At 59.2% G+C, this 16,047-nt stretch carries 15 protein-coding genes; 8 read left to right on the forward strand and 7 right to left on the reverse strand.

Annotated features, from left to right (window positions below):
* The first annotated feature begins 8 nt into the window (after positions 1 to 8).
* Entirely contained in the window at positions 9 to 1,031 is a 1,023-nt protein-coding gene (locus ACQKLX_RS21465; protein ID WP_427363589.1) for a Gfo/Idh/MocA family protein, read from the forward strand.
* A 144-nt stretch (positions 1,032 to 1,175) separates the two neighbouring features.
* Here the strand turns inward: ACQKLX_RS21465 and ACQKLX_RS21470 are convergent, their stop codons facing one another.
* From ACQKLX_RS21470 to ACQKLX_RS21500, 7 genes are all read right to left on the reverse strand, one after another.
* On the reverse strand, positions 1,176 to 2,381 hold the full coding sequence (locus ACQKLX_RS21470; protein WP_427363590.1) for a fumarylacetoacetate hydrolase family protein: 1,206 nt from the start codon (positions 2,379 to 2,381) through the stop codon (positions 1,176 to 1,178).
* Between the two features lie 323 nt (positions 2,382 to 2,704).
* Entirely contained in the window at positions 2,705 to 3,532 is an 828-nt protein-coding gene (locus ACQKLX_RS21475; RefSeq protein WP_427363591.1) for a sugar phosphate isomerase/epimerase family protein, read from the reverse strand.
* A 134-nt stretch (positions 3,533 to 3,666) separates the two neighbouring features.
* The gene (locus tag ACQKLX_RS21480) at positions 3,667 to 4,458 is read right to left on the reverse strand and encodes an SDR family NAD(P)-dependent oxidoreductase (protein ID WP_427363592.1); all 792 of its coding nucleotides are present in this window, start codon (positions 4,456 to 4,458) and stop codon (positions 3,667 to 3,669) included.
* 127 nt (positions 4,459 to 4,585) lie between these two features.
* A complete protein-coding gene (locus ACQKLX_RS21485) occupies positions 4,586 to 6,103 on the reverse strand; it encodes a UxaA family hydrolase (protein ID WP_427363593.1) in 1,518 nt (505 codons plus the stop codon).
* Between the two features lie 100 nt (positions 6,104 to 6,203).
* On the reverse strand, positions 6,204 to 6,881 hold the full coding sequence (locus tag ACQKLX_RS21490; protein ID WP_427363594.1) for a hypothetical protein: 678 nt from the start codon (positions 6,879 to 6,881) through the stop codon (positions 6,204 to 6,206).
* Between the two features lie 104 nt (positions 6,882 to 6,985).
* Positions 6,986 to 7,993 (reverse strand): Gfo/Idh/MocA family protein, encoded by a 1,008-nt coding sequence (locus tag ACQKLX_RS21495; RefSeq protein ID WP_427363595.1) that lies wholly within the window; start codon positions 7,991 to 7,993, stop codon positions 6,986 to 6,988.
* Positions 7,994 to 8,027: 34 nt separating this feature from the next.
* The gene (locus ACQKLX_RS21500; protein WP_427363596.1) at positions 8,028 to 8,780 is read right to left on the reverse strand and encodes an SDR family NAD(P)-dependent oxidoreductase; all 753 of its coding nucleotides are present in this window, start codon (positions 8,778 to 8,780) and stop codon (positions 8,028 to 8,030) included.
* Positions 8,781 to 8,890: 110 nt separating this feature from the next.
* Between ACQKLX_RS21500 and ACQKLX_RS21505 the strand changes: the two genes are divergently transcribed.
* The 7 genes from ACQKLX_RS21505 (at position 8,891) to ACQKLX_RS21535 (ending at position 15,960) form a co-directional block, all read left to right on the forward strand.
* Positions 8,891 to 9,691, forward strand: coding sequence for an IclR family transcriptional regulator (locus ACQKLX_RS21505; RefSeq protein WP_427363597.1), 801 nt, complete (start codon positions 8,891 to 8,893; stop codon positions 9,689 to 9,691).
* A gap of 169 nt (positions 9,692 to 9,860) precedes the next feature.
* Complete coding sequence (locus tag ACQKLX_RS21510) at positions 9,861 to 10,913, forward strand: ABC transporter ATP-binding protein (RefSeq protein ID WP_427363598.1); 1,053 nt, start codon at positions 9,861 to 9,863, stop codon at positions 10,911 to 10,913.
* Between the two features lie 75 nt (positions 10,914 to 10,988).
* Positions 10,989 to 11,927, forward strand: coding sequence for a carbohydrate ABC transporter permease (locus ACQKLX_RS21515; protein WP_427363599.1), 939 nt, complete (start codon positions 10,989 to 10,991; stop codon positions 11,925 to 11,927).
* An 11-nt stretch (positions 11,928 to 11,938) separates the two neighbouring features.
* Complete coding sequence (locus ACQKLX_RS21520; protein ID WP_427363600.1) at positions 11,939 to 12,787, forward strand: carbohydrate ABC transporter permease; 849 nt, start codon at positions 11,939 to 11,941, stop codon at positions 12,785 to 12,787.
* Between the two features lie 83 nt (positions 12,788 to 12,870).
* Positions 12,871 to 14,145: an ABC transporter substrate-binding protein gene (locus tag ACQKLX_RS21525; RefSeq protein ID WP_427363601.1), complete on the forward strand. Its 1,275-nt coding sequence runs from the start codon at positions 12,871 to 12,873 to the stop codon at positions 14,143 to 14,145.
* 68 nt (positions 14,146 to 14,213) lie between these two features.
* Complete coding sequence (locus tag ACQKLX_RS21530; protein ID WP_427363602.1) at positions 14,214 to 15,062, forward strand: fumarylacetoacetate hydrolase family protein; 849 nt, start codon at positions 14,214 to 14,216, stop codon at positions 15,060 to 15,062.
* A gap of 136 nt (positions 15,063 to 15,198) precedes the next feature.
* Positions 15,199 to 15,960 carry a fumarylacetoacetate hydrolase family protein gene (locus ACQKLX_RS21535; RefSeq protein ID WP_427363603.1) on the forward strand — a complete coding sequence of 254 codons (762 nt, stop codon included), beginning with the start codon at positions 15,199 to 15,201 and terminating at the stop codon, positions 15,958 to 15,960.
* The last annotated feature ends 87 nt before the right edge of the window (positions 15,961 to 16,047 follow it).

The following is a 16,047-nucleotide window of genomic DNA, read 5'->3' on the forward strand; positions in this document are numbered from 1 at the left end:
GCATAGCCGTGGCTGGGACCGGAGCAATTGGGCGCCGGCACGTGTGGCACTGCGTTGACGAGACTTCCACGTTTTTGGCCGGGATCGTGGATCCCGACCCCAGTGCCGCGGCATTCGCTAACGAACTCGGCGTGCGCCATTACGCGTCCGTCGAGAAATTGCTGGATACTGAGGAGGTCGATGGTGTCATTATAGCGGTCCCGACGCAGCTTCATCGGGACGTAGCTTTGTCTGTCGTCGGGCGCGGCACTCATGTCTTGATTGAGAAGCCGATCACAGCTGAGCCGAGTGAAGCGGCAGAATTGATCGCGAGCGCCCATTCGACCGGCGCGAAAATACTAGTTGGCCATCACCGGCGCCACAACCCGATCGTTGCGCGAGCGCGGGAGATCGTGAAGCACGACATCGGGCGGTTATTGGCGGTTAATGTCATTTGGGCAGTGCTAAAGCCCGACAGCTACTTCGAGCCTGAATGGCGACGGCGTGCCGGCGCGGGACCCGTCCTGACGAATTTGGTCCATGATGTCGATCTGCTTCGACACGTTTGCGGAGAGGTGACGAGCGTCATGGCTGATGCCGCAGCATTGGCGCGACCGCACAGCGTTGAAGACACCGTGGGCATCCTGCTGCGTTTCGAAAGCGGCGCGTTGGGTACAGTCGTTGGTTGCGATGCAAGCCCATCCCCTTGGTCGTGGGATGCCAACTCTGGCGAGAACCCGAGCTTTCCCGTCAGCAGAGAAAACTCCTACCGCTTCCTGGGCACCGAAGGCTCACTTGAGTTTCCCGACCTTCACCTCTGGCGGTATCGAGTTGAAGGGGAGCCCGGATGGACTCGCCCAATCAGCCGCGAAAGCCGCGTGGCGCAAACTGCCGACGCGTATCGCCAGCAGCTCCAGCACTTCTGCCGCGTGATACGCGGGGAAGAGGAACCGATCGTGAGCGGGGAGGACGGCTTGCGAAGCCTGCAGCTAGCCAGCGCCATCCTCCGTGCTGCGGCAACGGGACAGCCCGTTGATCCCGCGCAAATGTGAGGCCCCGCTTGTAGCGGCGGCGACCTTGTCGCCGCCGATGTTTTGTCGCACCTGCGGTCCGCATACCGGCCGAAATCAAAGCCTCGCCGCGGCGGTGCGCTCAAACGTGCTGATGCGGCGATGCCTTTGCCCTGCAACCGTATGCTAGGGTGTTCGCGGGCTTCCGCTGAGCAGGCCGCGCTGCGCGAGATTCACCATCAGCTCGCCCAAGCCGTAGGTCCAAGGCTCGCAGGAGGAGCTCGGCTTCATACGATTTGTCAGCGCTCCCAAACCGGAAGCCGCGATGGTGACGATGTCGCCGGTCTTGTGCGTGAAACCCATCCCGGGCACGTCGCGATCCTGCGTCGGCGCGAACATCGTGCCGAGGAACAGGACGAAGCCGTCGGGATACTGATGGTGCGGACCGAGTGTCTGGGCCACGAGATCTTCGGGATCGCGACTGATTTCAGCGATGGACGACGCCCCTTCCATCGTGAAGCCGTCTTCTCCCTCCACCGTCAGCGTAACGGTCGTCTTGCGGATGTCGTCGAGAGAAAACGTCTCGTCGAAAAACCGGATGAAGGGTCCAACGGCACACGATGCATTGTTGTCCTTTGCCTTGGAGAGCAGCAAAGCAGAGCGGCCTTCGAAATCCCGCAGATTCACGTCATTGCCCAAGGTCGCGCCAACGATCCGGCCGTCGGCAGTGACCACAACCACGACTTCGGGTTCAGGGTTGTTCCAGGTCGACCGGGGATGAAGCCCTGCATCCATGAACGTGCCAACGGCGGAAAGAGTGGGTGCCTTGGTGAACACTTCGGCATCGGGGCCAATTCCAACCTCGAGGTACTGACTCCAGGCCCCTTGCGCGACCAGGACGTCCTTTAGCTTGGCGGCTTCGGGCGAGCCTGGCTTGAGCTGTCTCAAATCGTTACCCACGAGGCGCAATACCTCGGCTCGAATGGTTGCCGCCGCGCTGGCATCGCCTCTCGCCCGCTCTTCGATAACGCGCTCAAGCATGGACACGGCAAAGGTCACGCCGGCGGCTTTGACGACCTGAAGATCGATGGGAGCAAGCAGCCAAGGACGCGACGGGTCCCTGCCTTCCGGCATCGTGTTCGCAATGATCTCATCAAGAGACCCCACAAGATCGCCCGTAGCCCCCCTCAGAAAGCCCGCTGGGTCATCCTTGGCCGCGAGCTGGCTCATGGTAGGGGCGGCAGAAGATATGTCGAAGACACCCTCCTGACGGATTGCCACGACCGAAGGACCGATGCCTGGTCGCCAGACCCTTCCAGCAAGCGCCCCGTCGAAGCCGTCGACGGGCAGAGTTTGACGGGGGTTGCTGAAGGGCGATGCCAGTGAGTTCATGGCCTGTCTTCCGTTCACATTTTTGAAGCAGAGGCGGCGCGGGCGCGCCTACAATGGTGCGAAATCCGACTGCTGCCGGACACCGCTGGGCCGTCGTTCAAATCTCGCTGCTGCGATAAGGGGAGCAGAGCAACTAATCGAAGAAGCGCCGTCGCCGGCACGTGTCATGTGGTTGGTCTAGGCTAGCGAGCTGCTTGCCGTGTTCGCGCAACACGATCGGGAAGAGGTTAATAGCGCACCACGGCGAAGAGGCATTTTGGCCTCAACGCCCTGGCAAATTCGCGGTTAGGGAGCTTCCGCCAACACCACAGCTGGATCGCTACTCATTGCTGTGGGCCGAGGGATTGCAGGTTCCAACCCCTCTTCTTCAGCTCCGCAATGCCGGTGTTGATGGATCCCAATGGCTCGTCCTCGCGGATGATTTCGAGGACCACGTTTTCGACTTTGCAGGTAGATTCGACCGCTTTTGCCAGCTCTACCCAATCGATGACCCCGGTGCCAATTGGGTCATGGCCCCATTCCTCGACGCCCGTGTCAGAGATATGAACGAGCCCAATTGCTTCCTGCCCAGACAGCAGGGTCGAGACGGGATCCTCTTTGATGTAGGCGGCGTTCGCGACGTCATAAACGATCTTCAGATTCTCGCTGTTAACTTCCTTCACGAGCCCGAGCATTTCATCGAATGTAGGTCTGAAGCAAAATGGCGTGTTTTCAAATAGAAGTCGGACCCCAGCCTGCTCGGCCCGTGGCAACAAAACGTCCAGACTTTCGTACAACCAGCCGAAGGTCTTCGGAAGCGACGGGGAAATCATCGGGCGCCTAATTCCCGGTGAAATCACCATCTCGGTCGCCCCCCAATCGTAAGCCAGCTCGATCGCACTCTTGATGTGATCTGTACTCTTGCGCCTCATATTTGCTGCTGGACTCGCCAGATTGATATCGAACCCACCGGCGTTGAGACACCTCACGCTTGCACCGCAATCCTGCAAACGCTTTTTTCCGTCCGAACGAACGGCCCGCGTCATCTCATCGGGCCAACAATGCGGCGAACAGATAGGCACCTCAAACACACGGTAACCGTGCTTGGTAAGTTCACACATCGCATCCACCGCCGTCGCGGACCAGATGTACGAGAACGTATTGATGATCATTTCAATCACACTCCCTAGACATTTCTTTACGTGGCAAGGACGTGCGGAACCCCGCCGGCCTTAAGAGGCCGTGGAGTACCGTTGATCTCAGCTTCTCAAGGCGATTAAGGCCACAAAGCCTTTCGCCGAGCATCCTAGGTCTTCGAGCTAGGGCGTCCAGGAATATGACTGAGAATAGACTTGCTAAACCCGCCGTCGACGCACAGGTCCTGTCCAGTGATGTAGCTCGATAGCGGGCTGATCATAAACTCAATCGCGTTGGCGATATCTTTCGGATCGCCGATCCGGGAAAGAGGGATCAGCGCTTCTCTCGCTTTTTTAATCTCCGGATCAGCGTACATCTTCGCGGACATCGGAGTGTGCGTCATGCCCGGAGAGACGATGTTGGAGCGAATTCCGTCTGGTGCCCACTCCAAGGCAAGTGTTTGTGCAAGCATCCTAAGCGCGGCTTTCGTAGGACTATACGCGCCCGATCCCGCGTGCGGGATTTGTCCCGACATCGAAGACGTGAAGCAAGCTGCGCCACGACTTTCCTTGAGGTGAGGGTAGGCATTCTTGGCGAGCAGCCAGGCGCCCCGAAGGTTGATGTCGAACATCGCGTCCCATTCGGCAACCGACAGATCGCAAATTTTGCCGGGGCTAGCGACGCCGGCATTGCAAACGAGAGCGTCGAGGCCTCCGAATGCCGCCACAGTTGCATCCACAAGCTGGGCTGCTACGTCGACGTTGCTGATGTCCCCGGACAAGGCGATAGCTTCGCCCCCCATCTCCCGCACCGCACGGGCAACTTCCTCCTGCGGTTCAGAATCTTCTCGACCGCAGACTACGATCTTCGGGCGCTCGCCTCTCGCAAGCGCGGCTTCAGCTATACGCAAGCAGACCGCCGCTCCGATCCCGCGGCTTCCGCCGCTTACCAAGGCTCTCATCGGATTGTCCCTCCTGTTGGAATTAGATTTCGTAGCCGCGAAGCCATTCGGTCCCAGGTTTCTGGCGTTGGGCGCAGGGTCCCGATTGCGTCATGGCGATCTCTTTCGACATCTATGATGCTGCCAGTCAGACAGTGACGCCGAGCGGCCACGGAGCGAACTCGGCCGATCCAAAATCGAAGAGCTCGCTTTTCGTGCGCTCGCCGGAAGCGACCTTTAGGATGCGCTCGAATATCCGCTGTCCGGACTCTGCAACGCTCTCCTCACCGTCAAGGATTGTGCCGCAGTTTACGTCCATGTCCTCCTCCATGCGTCTGTAGAGAGGAGTGTTGGTGGCGATTTTGATCGACGGCGCGGGCTTGCAGCCAAATACGCTGCCTCGCCCGGTGGTGAAGCACACCACGTTTGCGCCACCGGCAACCTGCCCGGTCGCTGCAACCGGATCGAAGCCCGGGGTGTCCATGAACACGAATCCCTTCGCGGTCACGGGCTCAGCGTACTTGATCACGTCTACGAGGTTGGTGCTGCCAGCCTTGGCCATCGCGCCGAGCGACTTTTCGAGAATTGTCGTCAGGCCGCCAGCCTTATTGCCGGGAGACGGGTTCGCGTTGATCTCCGCGCCATGCTTGCGGGTATACTCTTCCCACCAGGTCATGAGGTTCACCAGCTTCTCGCCAACTTCCTGGCTGACCGCTCGTCGTGTGAAGAGATGCTCGGCGCCGTATGTTTCCGTCGTTTCCGACAGAATCACCGTGCCGCCATTGCGCACGACGAGGTCGCTTGCGACGCCGAGAGCAGGATTGGCCGAGACGCCTGAGTAACCGTCCGAGCCGCCGCACTGCAGTGCGACCTTCAACTCGCAAGCCGGAACTGTCTCTCGCCGCACACGGTTCGCGTCCGTCAAAACCTCGCGCACAAAATCCATGCCTGCCTCCACCGTCTTACGGGTGCCGCCCATGGCCTGAATGTCCATGTTGCGGATACGGTCGGTCAGATTGTGCTCCTTCAGCATCGCGCTGATCTGATTCACCTCGCAACCCAGTCCCAGAACGACGATGTGGGAGAAATTCGGGTGCCGCGCGTAACCTGCAAGCGTGCGCCGCAAGAGTTGAAGAGGCTCTCCATCCGCCATGCCGCAGCCGGTCTTGTGCGTGAGCGCTACAACGCCATCGACGTTCGGATAGTCAGCGAGGGGCTCGATTCCCATCAGTGGATGCCGCTTGTAGGCGTCGGCTACGAGGCCCGCCACATGGGCGCTGCAATTCACCGAGGTGAGGATGCCGATATAGTTGCGGGTGGCGACTCGCCCGTCGGGACGGCGAATGCCCTCGAATGTGGCGGGAACTTCGACGTAGTCGGTAGGCTTTGCGTCGTTGCCGTAGGCATAGTCCTTCGCAAAGTCGCCCATCCCCAGATTGTGAACATGAACGTGTTCCCCTGGGGCAATGTCGGTGGTCGCGAAGCCAATGATTTGGTTATAGCGGCGCACAGGCTCACCGCGGGCAATTGGTCGGATAGCAACCTTGTGCCCTGCAGGAATGCGAACGGAGGTCACAGCCCCCTCGGCAACGGGCGTACCAACCAGCAACGCCGTACGCGCGATGACGACATTGTCGTCGGCATGGAGGCAGATAACTGGCTGCATCGTCCCGGATTCCTGTTGGAGAAGCCGCGCGTCGACGAGGCGCGCGGTGCGCTTTTGGACCTTCTAGGGAACCGGTACCGGTGCCCTAGACAGGCGGGCATTATCGAGCGTCGACGAGGTCAAACTGCAGACGGTAGATGCCCTGCTGAGCCTCCAGAGCGCCGAGATCGCGAAGAATCGCATCATTCAGATGAGTGGAAAGGGCGTTCTCGACCGCTTCCTGCGTAGCGCCTTCGACCATCACCACCCAGCGGGGAACCATGTTGGCGGCGCGCCCACGCTGCTCGGCGGTTTTGACATTGCTCGCGCTTTCATCGGCCCGGCAAACATGAGCTGCGGAGATAGCGAGCTCCTTTGACACCGCCGGCAGGATGGAACCGGAGATTGCTTTCAGGAGCTCCGCGTCACGACCGGGATCGGAATCGAAACGGATCGTGCCGATGAAGCCTCCCGAGCCTGCGCCTAGCGAAAGCTCCACATCGCAAAGCGAACGCGATGTGTTCCTGAAGTGCTGAACCGAGCGCGTGGTCCATTCGGTCGGGCTATTCAGTCGCGCCAGATAATCCGCGCCAGTGAGCACAGACTTGTGCTGCACCTCGTAGAGCGTGAAATATTCCGGCGATCCCGACAAAGCGATGTAACGGCGACCGCGCAGAAAGCCCGGAATACCGACTCGTTCCGGGATATGCTCGCGATCGTGCCATTCGTAAAAATTGGCACGACCTTCATCGGTGATATCGTTCCAGATGGCGATAACGCCTGATCCTGACAAAGACATGGGAAGCTCCTCGCTCTTTTGTTTTTACTTTGCATTCGAACGAGCCCGGGGCCGGCGAACGCGATAGCGTCGTAGCTGGTTAGAGCCACTGGCCTGGTATCGACCTACAGTGCGTGTTCGACGGTTTGGGGCGTGCCGCCGTTGGCGGCGGAACGGTATGATGCCTCCAGGACAGCGATCGCGTGTTCCGCTTCGCGGAGACCCGCGACGGGAGGTCGGCCTTCTGCCAGATCCGCCCAACTGCGTCGGAGAAACACCGGGTAATATTCGTCGGTATTGAACTCGACAGTGGTAGATCGCGCTTGCTGCTGGTTGCGACCCTTCACATACAGTTGGTCGGCATAAGCCCGCACGAAGGAGGCGGTATGCGAAATCGAAAACGCGAAGTCGCGCTGGTCTTCCGCTGTTGACGGATACAGGTAACCGGTTTCGATCACGCCAATTTGGCCCGCCGCATTATGGCAAGTCAGTATGGCCTGTTCGTCAACGGTTATGTCGGGGCGAAACGTCCGCGATTGAGCCGAAACGTGAGTGATCTGCGCGCCTGTCAGAGAAGCTATCAGGTCGATAAAGTGAATGCCGACATTCAGGAGGGAACCCCCGCCTGCCTGTTGTTTGTCCAGCATCCAGCTGTTCCCGTTTCGCTCATAGCGATCAGCCAAGCCCACGATGAATCGGAAGGACAGATGCTGAAAGCCTTCCGGCGTAAAACCCTCGGCCGGCGAGAGACGTGAAGCCCAGTCGCTTACCCGGTTGATAAACGGAACGCTGACGTGAACGTGCCGCCGCTCCGCCAACTGCCGGATTCGACGAACCTCCCTCAGATTGAGCCCGCAAGGCTTCTCGATCAGAAACGGAATGCCGCGGTCAGTGAGGCGCTCGGCCAGGGCAGCCATCCGGGAATGGCGGCTAAGCACGAGAGCGAAGTCGAAATCCGCTTTGAGCAACTCTTCGTTCGAGTCGAAAAGCCTGCAATTCAGCTGCTGCGCGAAACGCGCGCCCGCAAACGCTTCGCTATCGGAGATGCCGACTAACTCGACACCAGGATCGCTCAGCGCCGGGATGTAGAGCGGGAAATGCCAATGACTGACATCAAATATTGCGATCTTCATAGAAAGCTCCGTGACAACGCGACTGTTGAGCCACTCAGTCCATGTAGGAGCCGCCGTTGACGCTTAGGGTCTCGCCAAAGATGTAGCTAGCGTCGTCGGAAACGAGGAAGGCGGTTGCCCGACCGATCTCTTCAGGGCGACCGAGGCGGCCCGCGGGAATGCGCGAAATCGTCGTCGCCTTCATGTCGCTGCTCATCCCATCGGTGAGCTCCGTTGCGAAGAGTCCGGGGGCGACGGCATTGACGTTGATGCCAAATGGGGCAGCGTAAAGCGCTAGAGATTTCGTCAGGCCGATAATTCCGGCCTTGGCAGCGGTGTAATGCGCATTGCCGATGAAATCGCCGCGCTTTCCGGCCACCGAACTGACGTTGACGATCTTGCCGTACTTCTGCTCTTTCATGCCTGCGAGCACGGCTTGGCAGCAATTGAACGAGCCTTTCAGATGGATGTTAAGCATCCGATCCCACTTTTCGGAGGTAATCTCCGGAAAGCTCACAAAATCGCCAATGCCGGCATTGTTGATCAGGATGTCCACCTGGCCCAATTCCGCCCGGATTTTTTCGAAGGCTTGCTCGACCTGCTCGGGCTCAGCCACGTCGAAGGCGATCGGACTAGCCTTACCACCTGCGGCTCGGATGGACGCCGCGGCCTGTTCGGCGGGAGCGAGCACGCGATCGGTGATGACCACATGAGCACCGCGGCCGGCGAGAACTTCGGCAATCGCATTCCCCAATCCGCGGCCAGCTCCTGTGACCACGGCGATCTTTCCCGACAGGTCGTGCTGCATTGATGACTCCCGGATCTTCAGGCGGGTATTTGGGGGTGCACAGGTTTGCGAAACCCGGCGAATTGTGCTAGTGGAATGACGTTCCAACAACCTCTTTGCTACGTGGTGTCATGCGGCTTGTCAAATCCCTCGTCGAACGCTGCTTCGACCTCATCACTCTGCTAAGCGAGAACGCTGGCGCCATGTCGCTCGGCGAGATCAGCAGGCGCCTCGACGTGCCAAAGAGCGGCGCTCACCGGCTCGTAACCACGCTATGCGACCTTGGATGGGCCGAGCAGGACGCCGATAGCGGCTTCTATCGTCTCTCCCTGCGCCTAGCAGTCGTAGGGCAGAGACTTCTAGTCGGGACACGCATTCCTGACATTTGCCAGCCGATCTTGGATAGGTTGGCAAATAGCACCGAAGGTCTTGGCAGAATCGCGATCGTCGATCCTGACGGCCTAACCTGGATTGCGCATTCGCAAGGCGCTCGATCCGGACTGATTTATCAACCAGAGCTCGTTGCGAAGGTCCCTTTGCACATGACCGCCAATGGAAAAGCTTGGCTTTCGACGCTCGACCGAGACGAGGCTTTGGCTCGCGCAGTCGCCAGCGGACTGGGTCGCACGGATATCGGAGGACCTCGAGTCATCACGACCAAGCAGACATTCTCCGCCGCCTTGGATGAGACATTGGAGCGAGGTTGGGGGGCTGCGATTGAAGAAGCAGAGCCTGGCGTCGCTGCAATCGCTGCCCCGATCCGCGTCGGAGATCAGGTTGTAGGCACCGTGAGTGTTGCCGGCCCCATCCATCGCTTCTCTCCGCTCGTCGTTCCAGCAGTAGGGGAGCAGGTAAAGGCGGCTGCGCAGGAACTATCGGCCCTTTGGCCCTACAGAATCGCCACGCCGACGAGACAAGCCACGACTGCGTAACCGCCTCAGGCAGCTGCAATTATTGGACAAAAATTTCGATGGCGCGCCGGGTTGTGCGGCTGCGAGAAAGATAATTGACAAAAAGCTCGCTAACGGAATACCATTCCATTAATAGCCAGATCGCTGGCCAACCAGAAAACAACCGCTCCGCGGATTAGGGAGAAAACAAGTGGCGAACGTTGAGCTCAAAGCGGTGCGGAAGACGTACGGCACCGCCCCAGTGATCCACGGCGTGACGGTCGACATTCGCGACGGTGAGTTCGTGACCCTGGTCGGCCCGTCCGGGTGCGGGAAGTCGACCCTTCTGCGCATGATTGCCGGCCTTGAAGATATTTCGGGCGGGGAGATCCAAATCGGCGGCCGCACGGTGAATAACGTTCCGCCGAAGGAGCGCGACATCGCGATGGTCTTCCAGAACTACGCGCTTTACCCCCACATGACCGTCGCTGAAAACATGGGCTTCTCCCTGAAGCTGAAGAAGGCTCCGCGTGAGCAGCGCGAAGCGGGCGTGCGGCGTGCCGCTGAGATTCTAAGCCTCACAAAGCTGCTCGACCGGTATCCTCGTGAGTTATCTGGCGGTCAGCGTCAGCGCGTGGCGATGGGCCGCGCGATTGTCAGAAATCCGCAGGTCTTCCTCTTCGACGAGCCGCTCTCCAACCTTGATGCCAAGCTCCGCGTGCAGATGCGCACGGAGATCAAGGAGCTGCATCAGCGCCTGAAGACCACAACCGTTTACGTGACGCACGACCAGGTCGAGGCCATGACCATGGCCGACAAGATCGTGGTGATGCATGACGGGATTGTGGAGCAGGTCGGCGCCCCGCTTGAGCTCTACAACAACCCCGCCAACATGTTTGTGGCTGGGTTCATCGGCTCTCCGGCCATGAACTTCTTGAAAGGAAGCTGCGAGAAGGGCCGGTTCCAGCTTGAAGACGGATCGACGCTGCCTCTGCCGTCGAGGCTGGCGCATCTGTCATCCGACGCAGTCTACGGCGTGAGGCCGGAGCATCTGGTCCGAAGCGACGATGGATTGGCTCTTACTGTAGCTGTCGTCGAACCCACGGGAGCTGAGACCCAGGTCATTGCTCGCCACGGGTCTCAGAGCATCGTTTGCATTTTCCGGGACTCGGATCTGCCGCAACCTGGCGAAACCATTCGGGTCAGGCCGGATGTTTCGCGCGTTCACGTGTTCAGCGAGCGCGACGGCCGCCGCCTGTCCTGAGCATTAAAGCACTTTCTCCCTGGTTGCATCGCGCGCGACTGCAGCCGTGGTCGAGAGAACTCGAACGGAACCAAAATGTCCGCAAGCCACACGCAGGCCGCGACCACCGCTCCCAGGGCTGGTCTTCTTGGCGACACACCGGATACGCAGAGCCGAGCTCGCTTTTCGTGGATTCCCTATCTCTGGTTCGCACCGGCAATAGTCATCCTCTTCCTGGTCACGCTCTATCCTACGTTCTTCGTTGGCTGGTTGAGCTTCCAGAAGACGAGATACTACGAGCTCACAGGATTCGTCGGTCTCGCAAATTATACCGAGGTGTTCGTCTCTCCGGCGTTCTGGAACACAGTGTTTATCTCGCTGGCCTACGTTGTCGGATCGCTTGCCGGCGCGGTGGTTCTTGGCATGGCGGCAGCCCTTGTCCTGAACAACGCCGGCGCGACCGGATCGATCTTGCGTGTGTTCATTCTGTTCCCCTGGACACTGTCGATGTCCGTCGTGGGCAGCATATGGCTTTGGCTTCTAAACCCGTCGTTCGGCCCTATTCCCTACCTCATGCAGGTCGTTGGAATTGAGCCTGGCCTCATGTTGGGTGATCCCGGCCTCGCGTTGCCCCTGATCATTATCGTCACTGCATGGTGGTCGTTTCCTTACGTGATGGTCATGGCCACCGCTGCCATGCAGTCAATTCCAAAGGAGCTTTACGAAGCCGTGGAAATTGATGGCGGCGGGGCGTTCATCAAGTTTCGATATGTCACGCTGACGCAAATCCTCCCGACCCTGGGAAGCACCGCGCTCACCCTGTCGATTATGTACCTGACGCTGATGACGCTTATCATCGTCATGACAGGCGGTGGACCGTTGGGCTCAACGACGACCCTGAGCTTCGAAGCGTTCCGAGGAACTGTGCAAGCCGTCAACATCGGCCCCACCGCGGTCGTTTCGATCGTTGTCCTTCTGATCAACGTCGCCCTCGGCGTGATCTACACCCGGCTCACTGGCCGCGTCACTGGATAGGGATTTTGCAGATGAGTGCCGCTGTATCCTCTGGCCGCCAAACAGGGCGTGTCCCCGCAATCCTCATGTCCTTCCTTTTTGCGGTCGTTGTTCTCGGGCCCGTGGCCTGGGCTCTGGCGACCTCATTTAAGACAGAAGTCGAAGCGGTGGCCGTGCCGCCGACCCTGTGGCCCAGCACGGCGACGCTGGAGAACTACTTCAAGGTCTTCCGCGACCAGTCGTTCTTTCGGGATTTCTGGAACTCTGTTGCCTACTCCATTGGCGCCGTGGCTCTCGCGCTCGCGGTCGGGATCCCTGCGGGCTACGCAGCCGCGCGTTTCTCCTTCAAAGGCAAGAAGGTTCTGATGCTGACGATTCTGGCGACCTCAATGGTACCAGGCGTCGCGCTCTTGGTCCCCACTTTTTACCTGCTGGACTCGATCGGGTTGCTCAACAGCGGGATCGTCGTGACGATCATTCTATCGGCGAGGATCATTCCTCAGACTGTGTGGTTTATTGCCAACTTCGTCGAAGCCGTCCCCGTGGAGATCGAAGACTCCGCTTTTATGGATGGAGCCAACCGCTTTCAGATCATCTGGAACCTCATTCTTCCGCTGATCCGGCCGGGCATCGCCGCAGTCGCAACGATCGGAATTGTCACAACTTGGAACGACTACATCACGGTTGCTGTTTTTGCGCCCGAGGTCGCTAAGCGCACTCTTCAGGTTGCCCTGGTCAATCAAGTCTTCGACGCGGTGGGCATCTCGTGGTCGTACATGATGGCTTTCGTCGTCGTAGCATCTATGCCGGTCATTCTCATGTTCGGCCTTGTTCAAAAGTGGTTCATCTCCGGCCTCACTGCAGGGGCTGTGAAAGGCTAACCGACGAGAAGCCATAGCTGCTCGCCAGCAATTCCAACGAAAGTAAAGGGGAAACACTCATGATTGCTAAGTCACGACACGCGATGATCAAGGCAGCGGTGGCACTGACGGTCTGCGCCAGCGTATCCGCTTCATTCACAGAGCGTGCCGCCGCCCAGGCGACGGAAATCGTCTATTCGACTTTCCTCGACCCCAACAATGCAAATGATCCTCGGTCTGCCGCCCAGACAAAGATGATCCAGGCTTTCGAGAGCAAGCATCCGGACATCAAAATCAAGCTCTTGGTCGATCCAACTGGCGCGACTGTCACCAGGGCGGTCAAATCCCGTAGTGACACGCCAGATGTCATCCGCGTTGTAAGCTTTGGTCTTCCGGAGTACGCAGCCACGGGCAATCTCGTCCCATTGAATGACCTCGTCAAAAAGGACGGGATTCCTGACGATGACTGGCTGCTCCCGCTCTCGACGTCCCAGATCGACGGGAAGCTTTTCGCTCTTCCCCAAGATTTCCGCATCCCAATCCTGACGTTCCGCAAGGGCGCCATCCAGGAAGCGGGCGTGACGCCGCCGAAGACATGGGACGAGGTTTGCGCTGCGGGCTCAAAATTCAAACAGCCGAACATAAACGGCTTCGCCGTTCCGCTCGGAGCAACCGGCGGAATCGGTGGCGCTCAAAGCCTCGCGGAGTTCTTTCTCAGCACGATGTTGGTTGGCCCCGACGGCCGGTACTTCGCTCCTGATGGCAAGATCGCTTTCTCGAAAGAGAATTTCATCCGCGCTGGCACAACGATCAAAGATCTCTTCACGAAGTGTAAAGTCACATCTCTGCGCAGCGCGCAGATGGGAATCAACGAGGTCCATGACGGCCTGCGATCCGGCACGATCGCGATGACAAACTTTGGCCTGTATCGCTTTAAGACTCTTCAGACCCAAGGGGCGGGCGACGATCTGGGCTGGGCGCCGGCGCCGTCCTTCTCTGGCACCGACAAGCAGACCGTTTACAGCTACACGATCGCTCTCAACAAGAACTCCAAGAAGCAAGACGCCGCCTGGACCTTCATGAAGTTCGTCATTTCCCCAGAGGCCCAAGCGATTGCGGCCGAAGGCGGCGAGGTGGTGTCGAGGAAGTCGGCATACACGTCTCCCTATCTGCAGAGCGAGGCAGCCAGCAATCAGAAGCAGTGGGCCGAACTGGTGAGCCAGCGCGGTCAGGCCGTCGCTTACTCCCCGATTCTGTCGACCTTCCACACCATTCTTGGCGAAGCATTCCAGCGGATGGTTCTGCGAGATGAGACGCCCGAGAACGCCTACGCGGAAGTCGTCAAGCGTTACGACGAGGCGCTGACGAAGGCGCAGTGATCGCACCATAAAGCCAAGCGGGTGACCTTGGGCAATCCAGTCTACCCGCAGTTCACGGAGAGTCAAAGATGAAGTTGTTTCGCTACGGACCGGCGGGCGAGGAGCGGCCTGCTCTTCTCGAAAGCGACGGCACAATTCGGGATCTCAGCGGGGTCGTTCAAGACGTTAACGGTGCGTCCGTGACCCCTGATGGGCTTCGTCAGATTGCAGCACTAGATCCCAAAACGCTGCCTGTCGTTACCCAGGTAGATCGGATCGGACCTTGCCTCAGCGGCGTGGGCAAGTTCATCTGCATCGGGCTCAATTACATCGATCATGCACGAGAGACGGGCAACCAAGCGCCAGCCGAGCCTGTCGTGTTTATGAAGGCGACGAGCGCGATCGTCGGCCCGAACGACAACATCGTCCAGCCTCGCGGGTCCAGCAAACTCGACTGGGAAGTCGAGTTAGGCGTCGTCATCGGAACGAAGGCAAAGTACGTGTCCGAGGAGAATGCCCTCGAATATGTGGCTGGCTACTTCCTCGCCAATGACGTGTCTGAAAGGGCGCTGCAAAGTGAGGGTACTGGTCAGTGGACGAAGGGCAAGAGCTGCGACACTTTCGGGCCCATCGGGCCTTGGTTTGTCAGTGCTGACGAGGTCTCGAACCCCCAAGCGCTTCGGCTTTGGCTCGATGTCGACGGCGTCCGGCGCCAGGACGGCACAACTGCCAACATGATCTTCAGCGTCGCTCAGATTGTGAGCTATCTCAGCGGGCTCATGACGCTTCACCCAGGCGACGTGATTATCACCGGAACACCGGCTGGCGTTGCTCAGGGCATGAAGCCGCCAGCATATCTGCAGCCCGGCCAGGTCATAACACTCGGTATAGAAGGGCTCGGCGAACAGAGGCAGACCGTCGTGGCCGACGCTGCCTGATGGCGCCTTTCCCGGTGGGCGACGAGCTTCTGCAAGCGCCGTAGAAGCACGGCCGCCTACCGTCTGGGCCTCTGCAAATGCATTCGTTTCTTCGTGTCAGAACCGGCCTAAATCGGCCCTAGGTAATGAGGTCAGGATGGCTCTTCAGAACTCTGCCAGCACCGAAAGAGACGTACTCGCAGAGGAGTTGATCCGCGCTCATCTGACGGGCGCGGGGCTTGATGCGCCTTCTCTACCGGTGCCGCCAAATCCAGCGATCGCTATGGAAATACAAGCTTCCGTGCGAGAGCGGCTAGCTCGCCCCGTCGCGGGTTGGAAAGTGGCGATTGGTCCGGAGCAGCTGCCGGTGGCGGCCCCGCTTCTGGCCGTATATCCCGACGCCTCATCGATCCCGCTTTCGAGCAAATTCACTGTCGAAGTCGAACTGGCGGTTATCCTCCGTAGCGATCTCCCGCGCCGTGTGGGCGGGTTCTACGAGCGCTCAGATATTCTCGACGCGATCGACAAGGTTGTGCTGGGAATTGAAGTGATCGGAGGACGGTTCGCGAATCCCGCGGGCGTTCCATTCCTGTCGTTTCTGGCGGACAACCTGGGGAACCGGGCTTACGTCGTCGGCGACACCGTTTCCCCGGCGGCACTCGACGAGATCAATGGCCTCGACTGTGAAGTGACATTGGCCGGACAATCAATTTTCAAAGCGCCTGCAACTCATCCCGCGAAGGACCCGCTATTGCCGTTGCTCGCCTATGCAAACGCGCAAAGCGATAATCTCGGGGGACTGAAGGCTGGGCAAGTCGTGACCACCGGGAGCCTGTGCGGAGTGCTGCCCATCGCTGTCGCTGGGCTGCTAGAAGCGCGTGTCGCCCGGCTTGGTCAGATATCTGTGCGGTTCGAATAACGACGCAACCGGCGTGCTGCGCGGTTTCATGCCGTTGAGGTGGGACAACTTGATCTCGCTATCCAAGCTGCGCCTGCGTGAGACTTC

This window comes from Allobosea sp. NPDC003192 (genome assembly GCF_050275675.1).
Classification (GTDB): Bacteria; Pseudomonadota; Alphaproteobacteria; order Rhizobiales; family Beijerinckiaceae; genus Allobosea.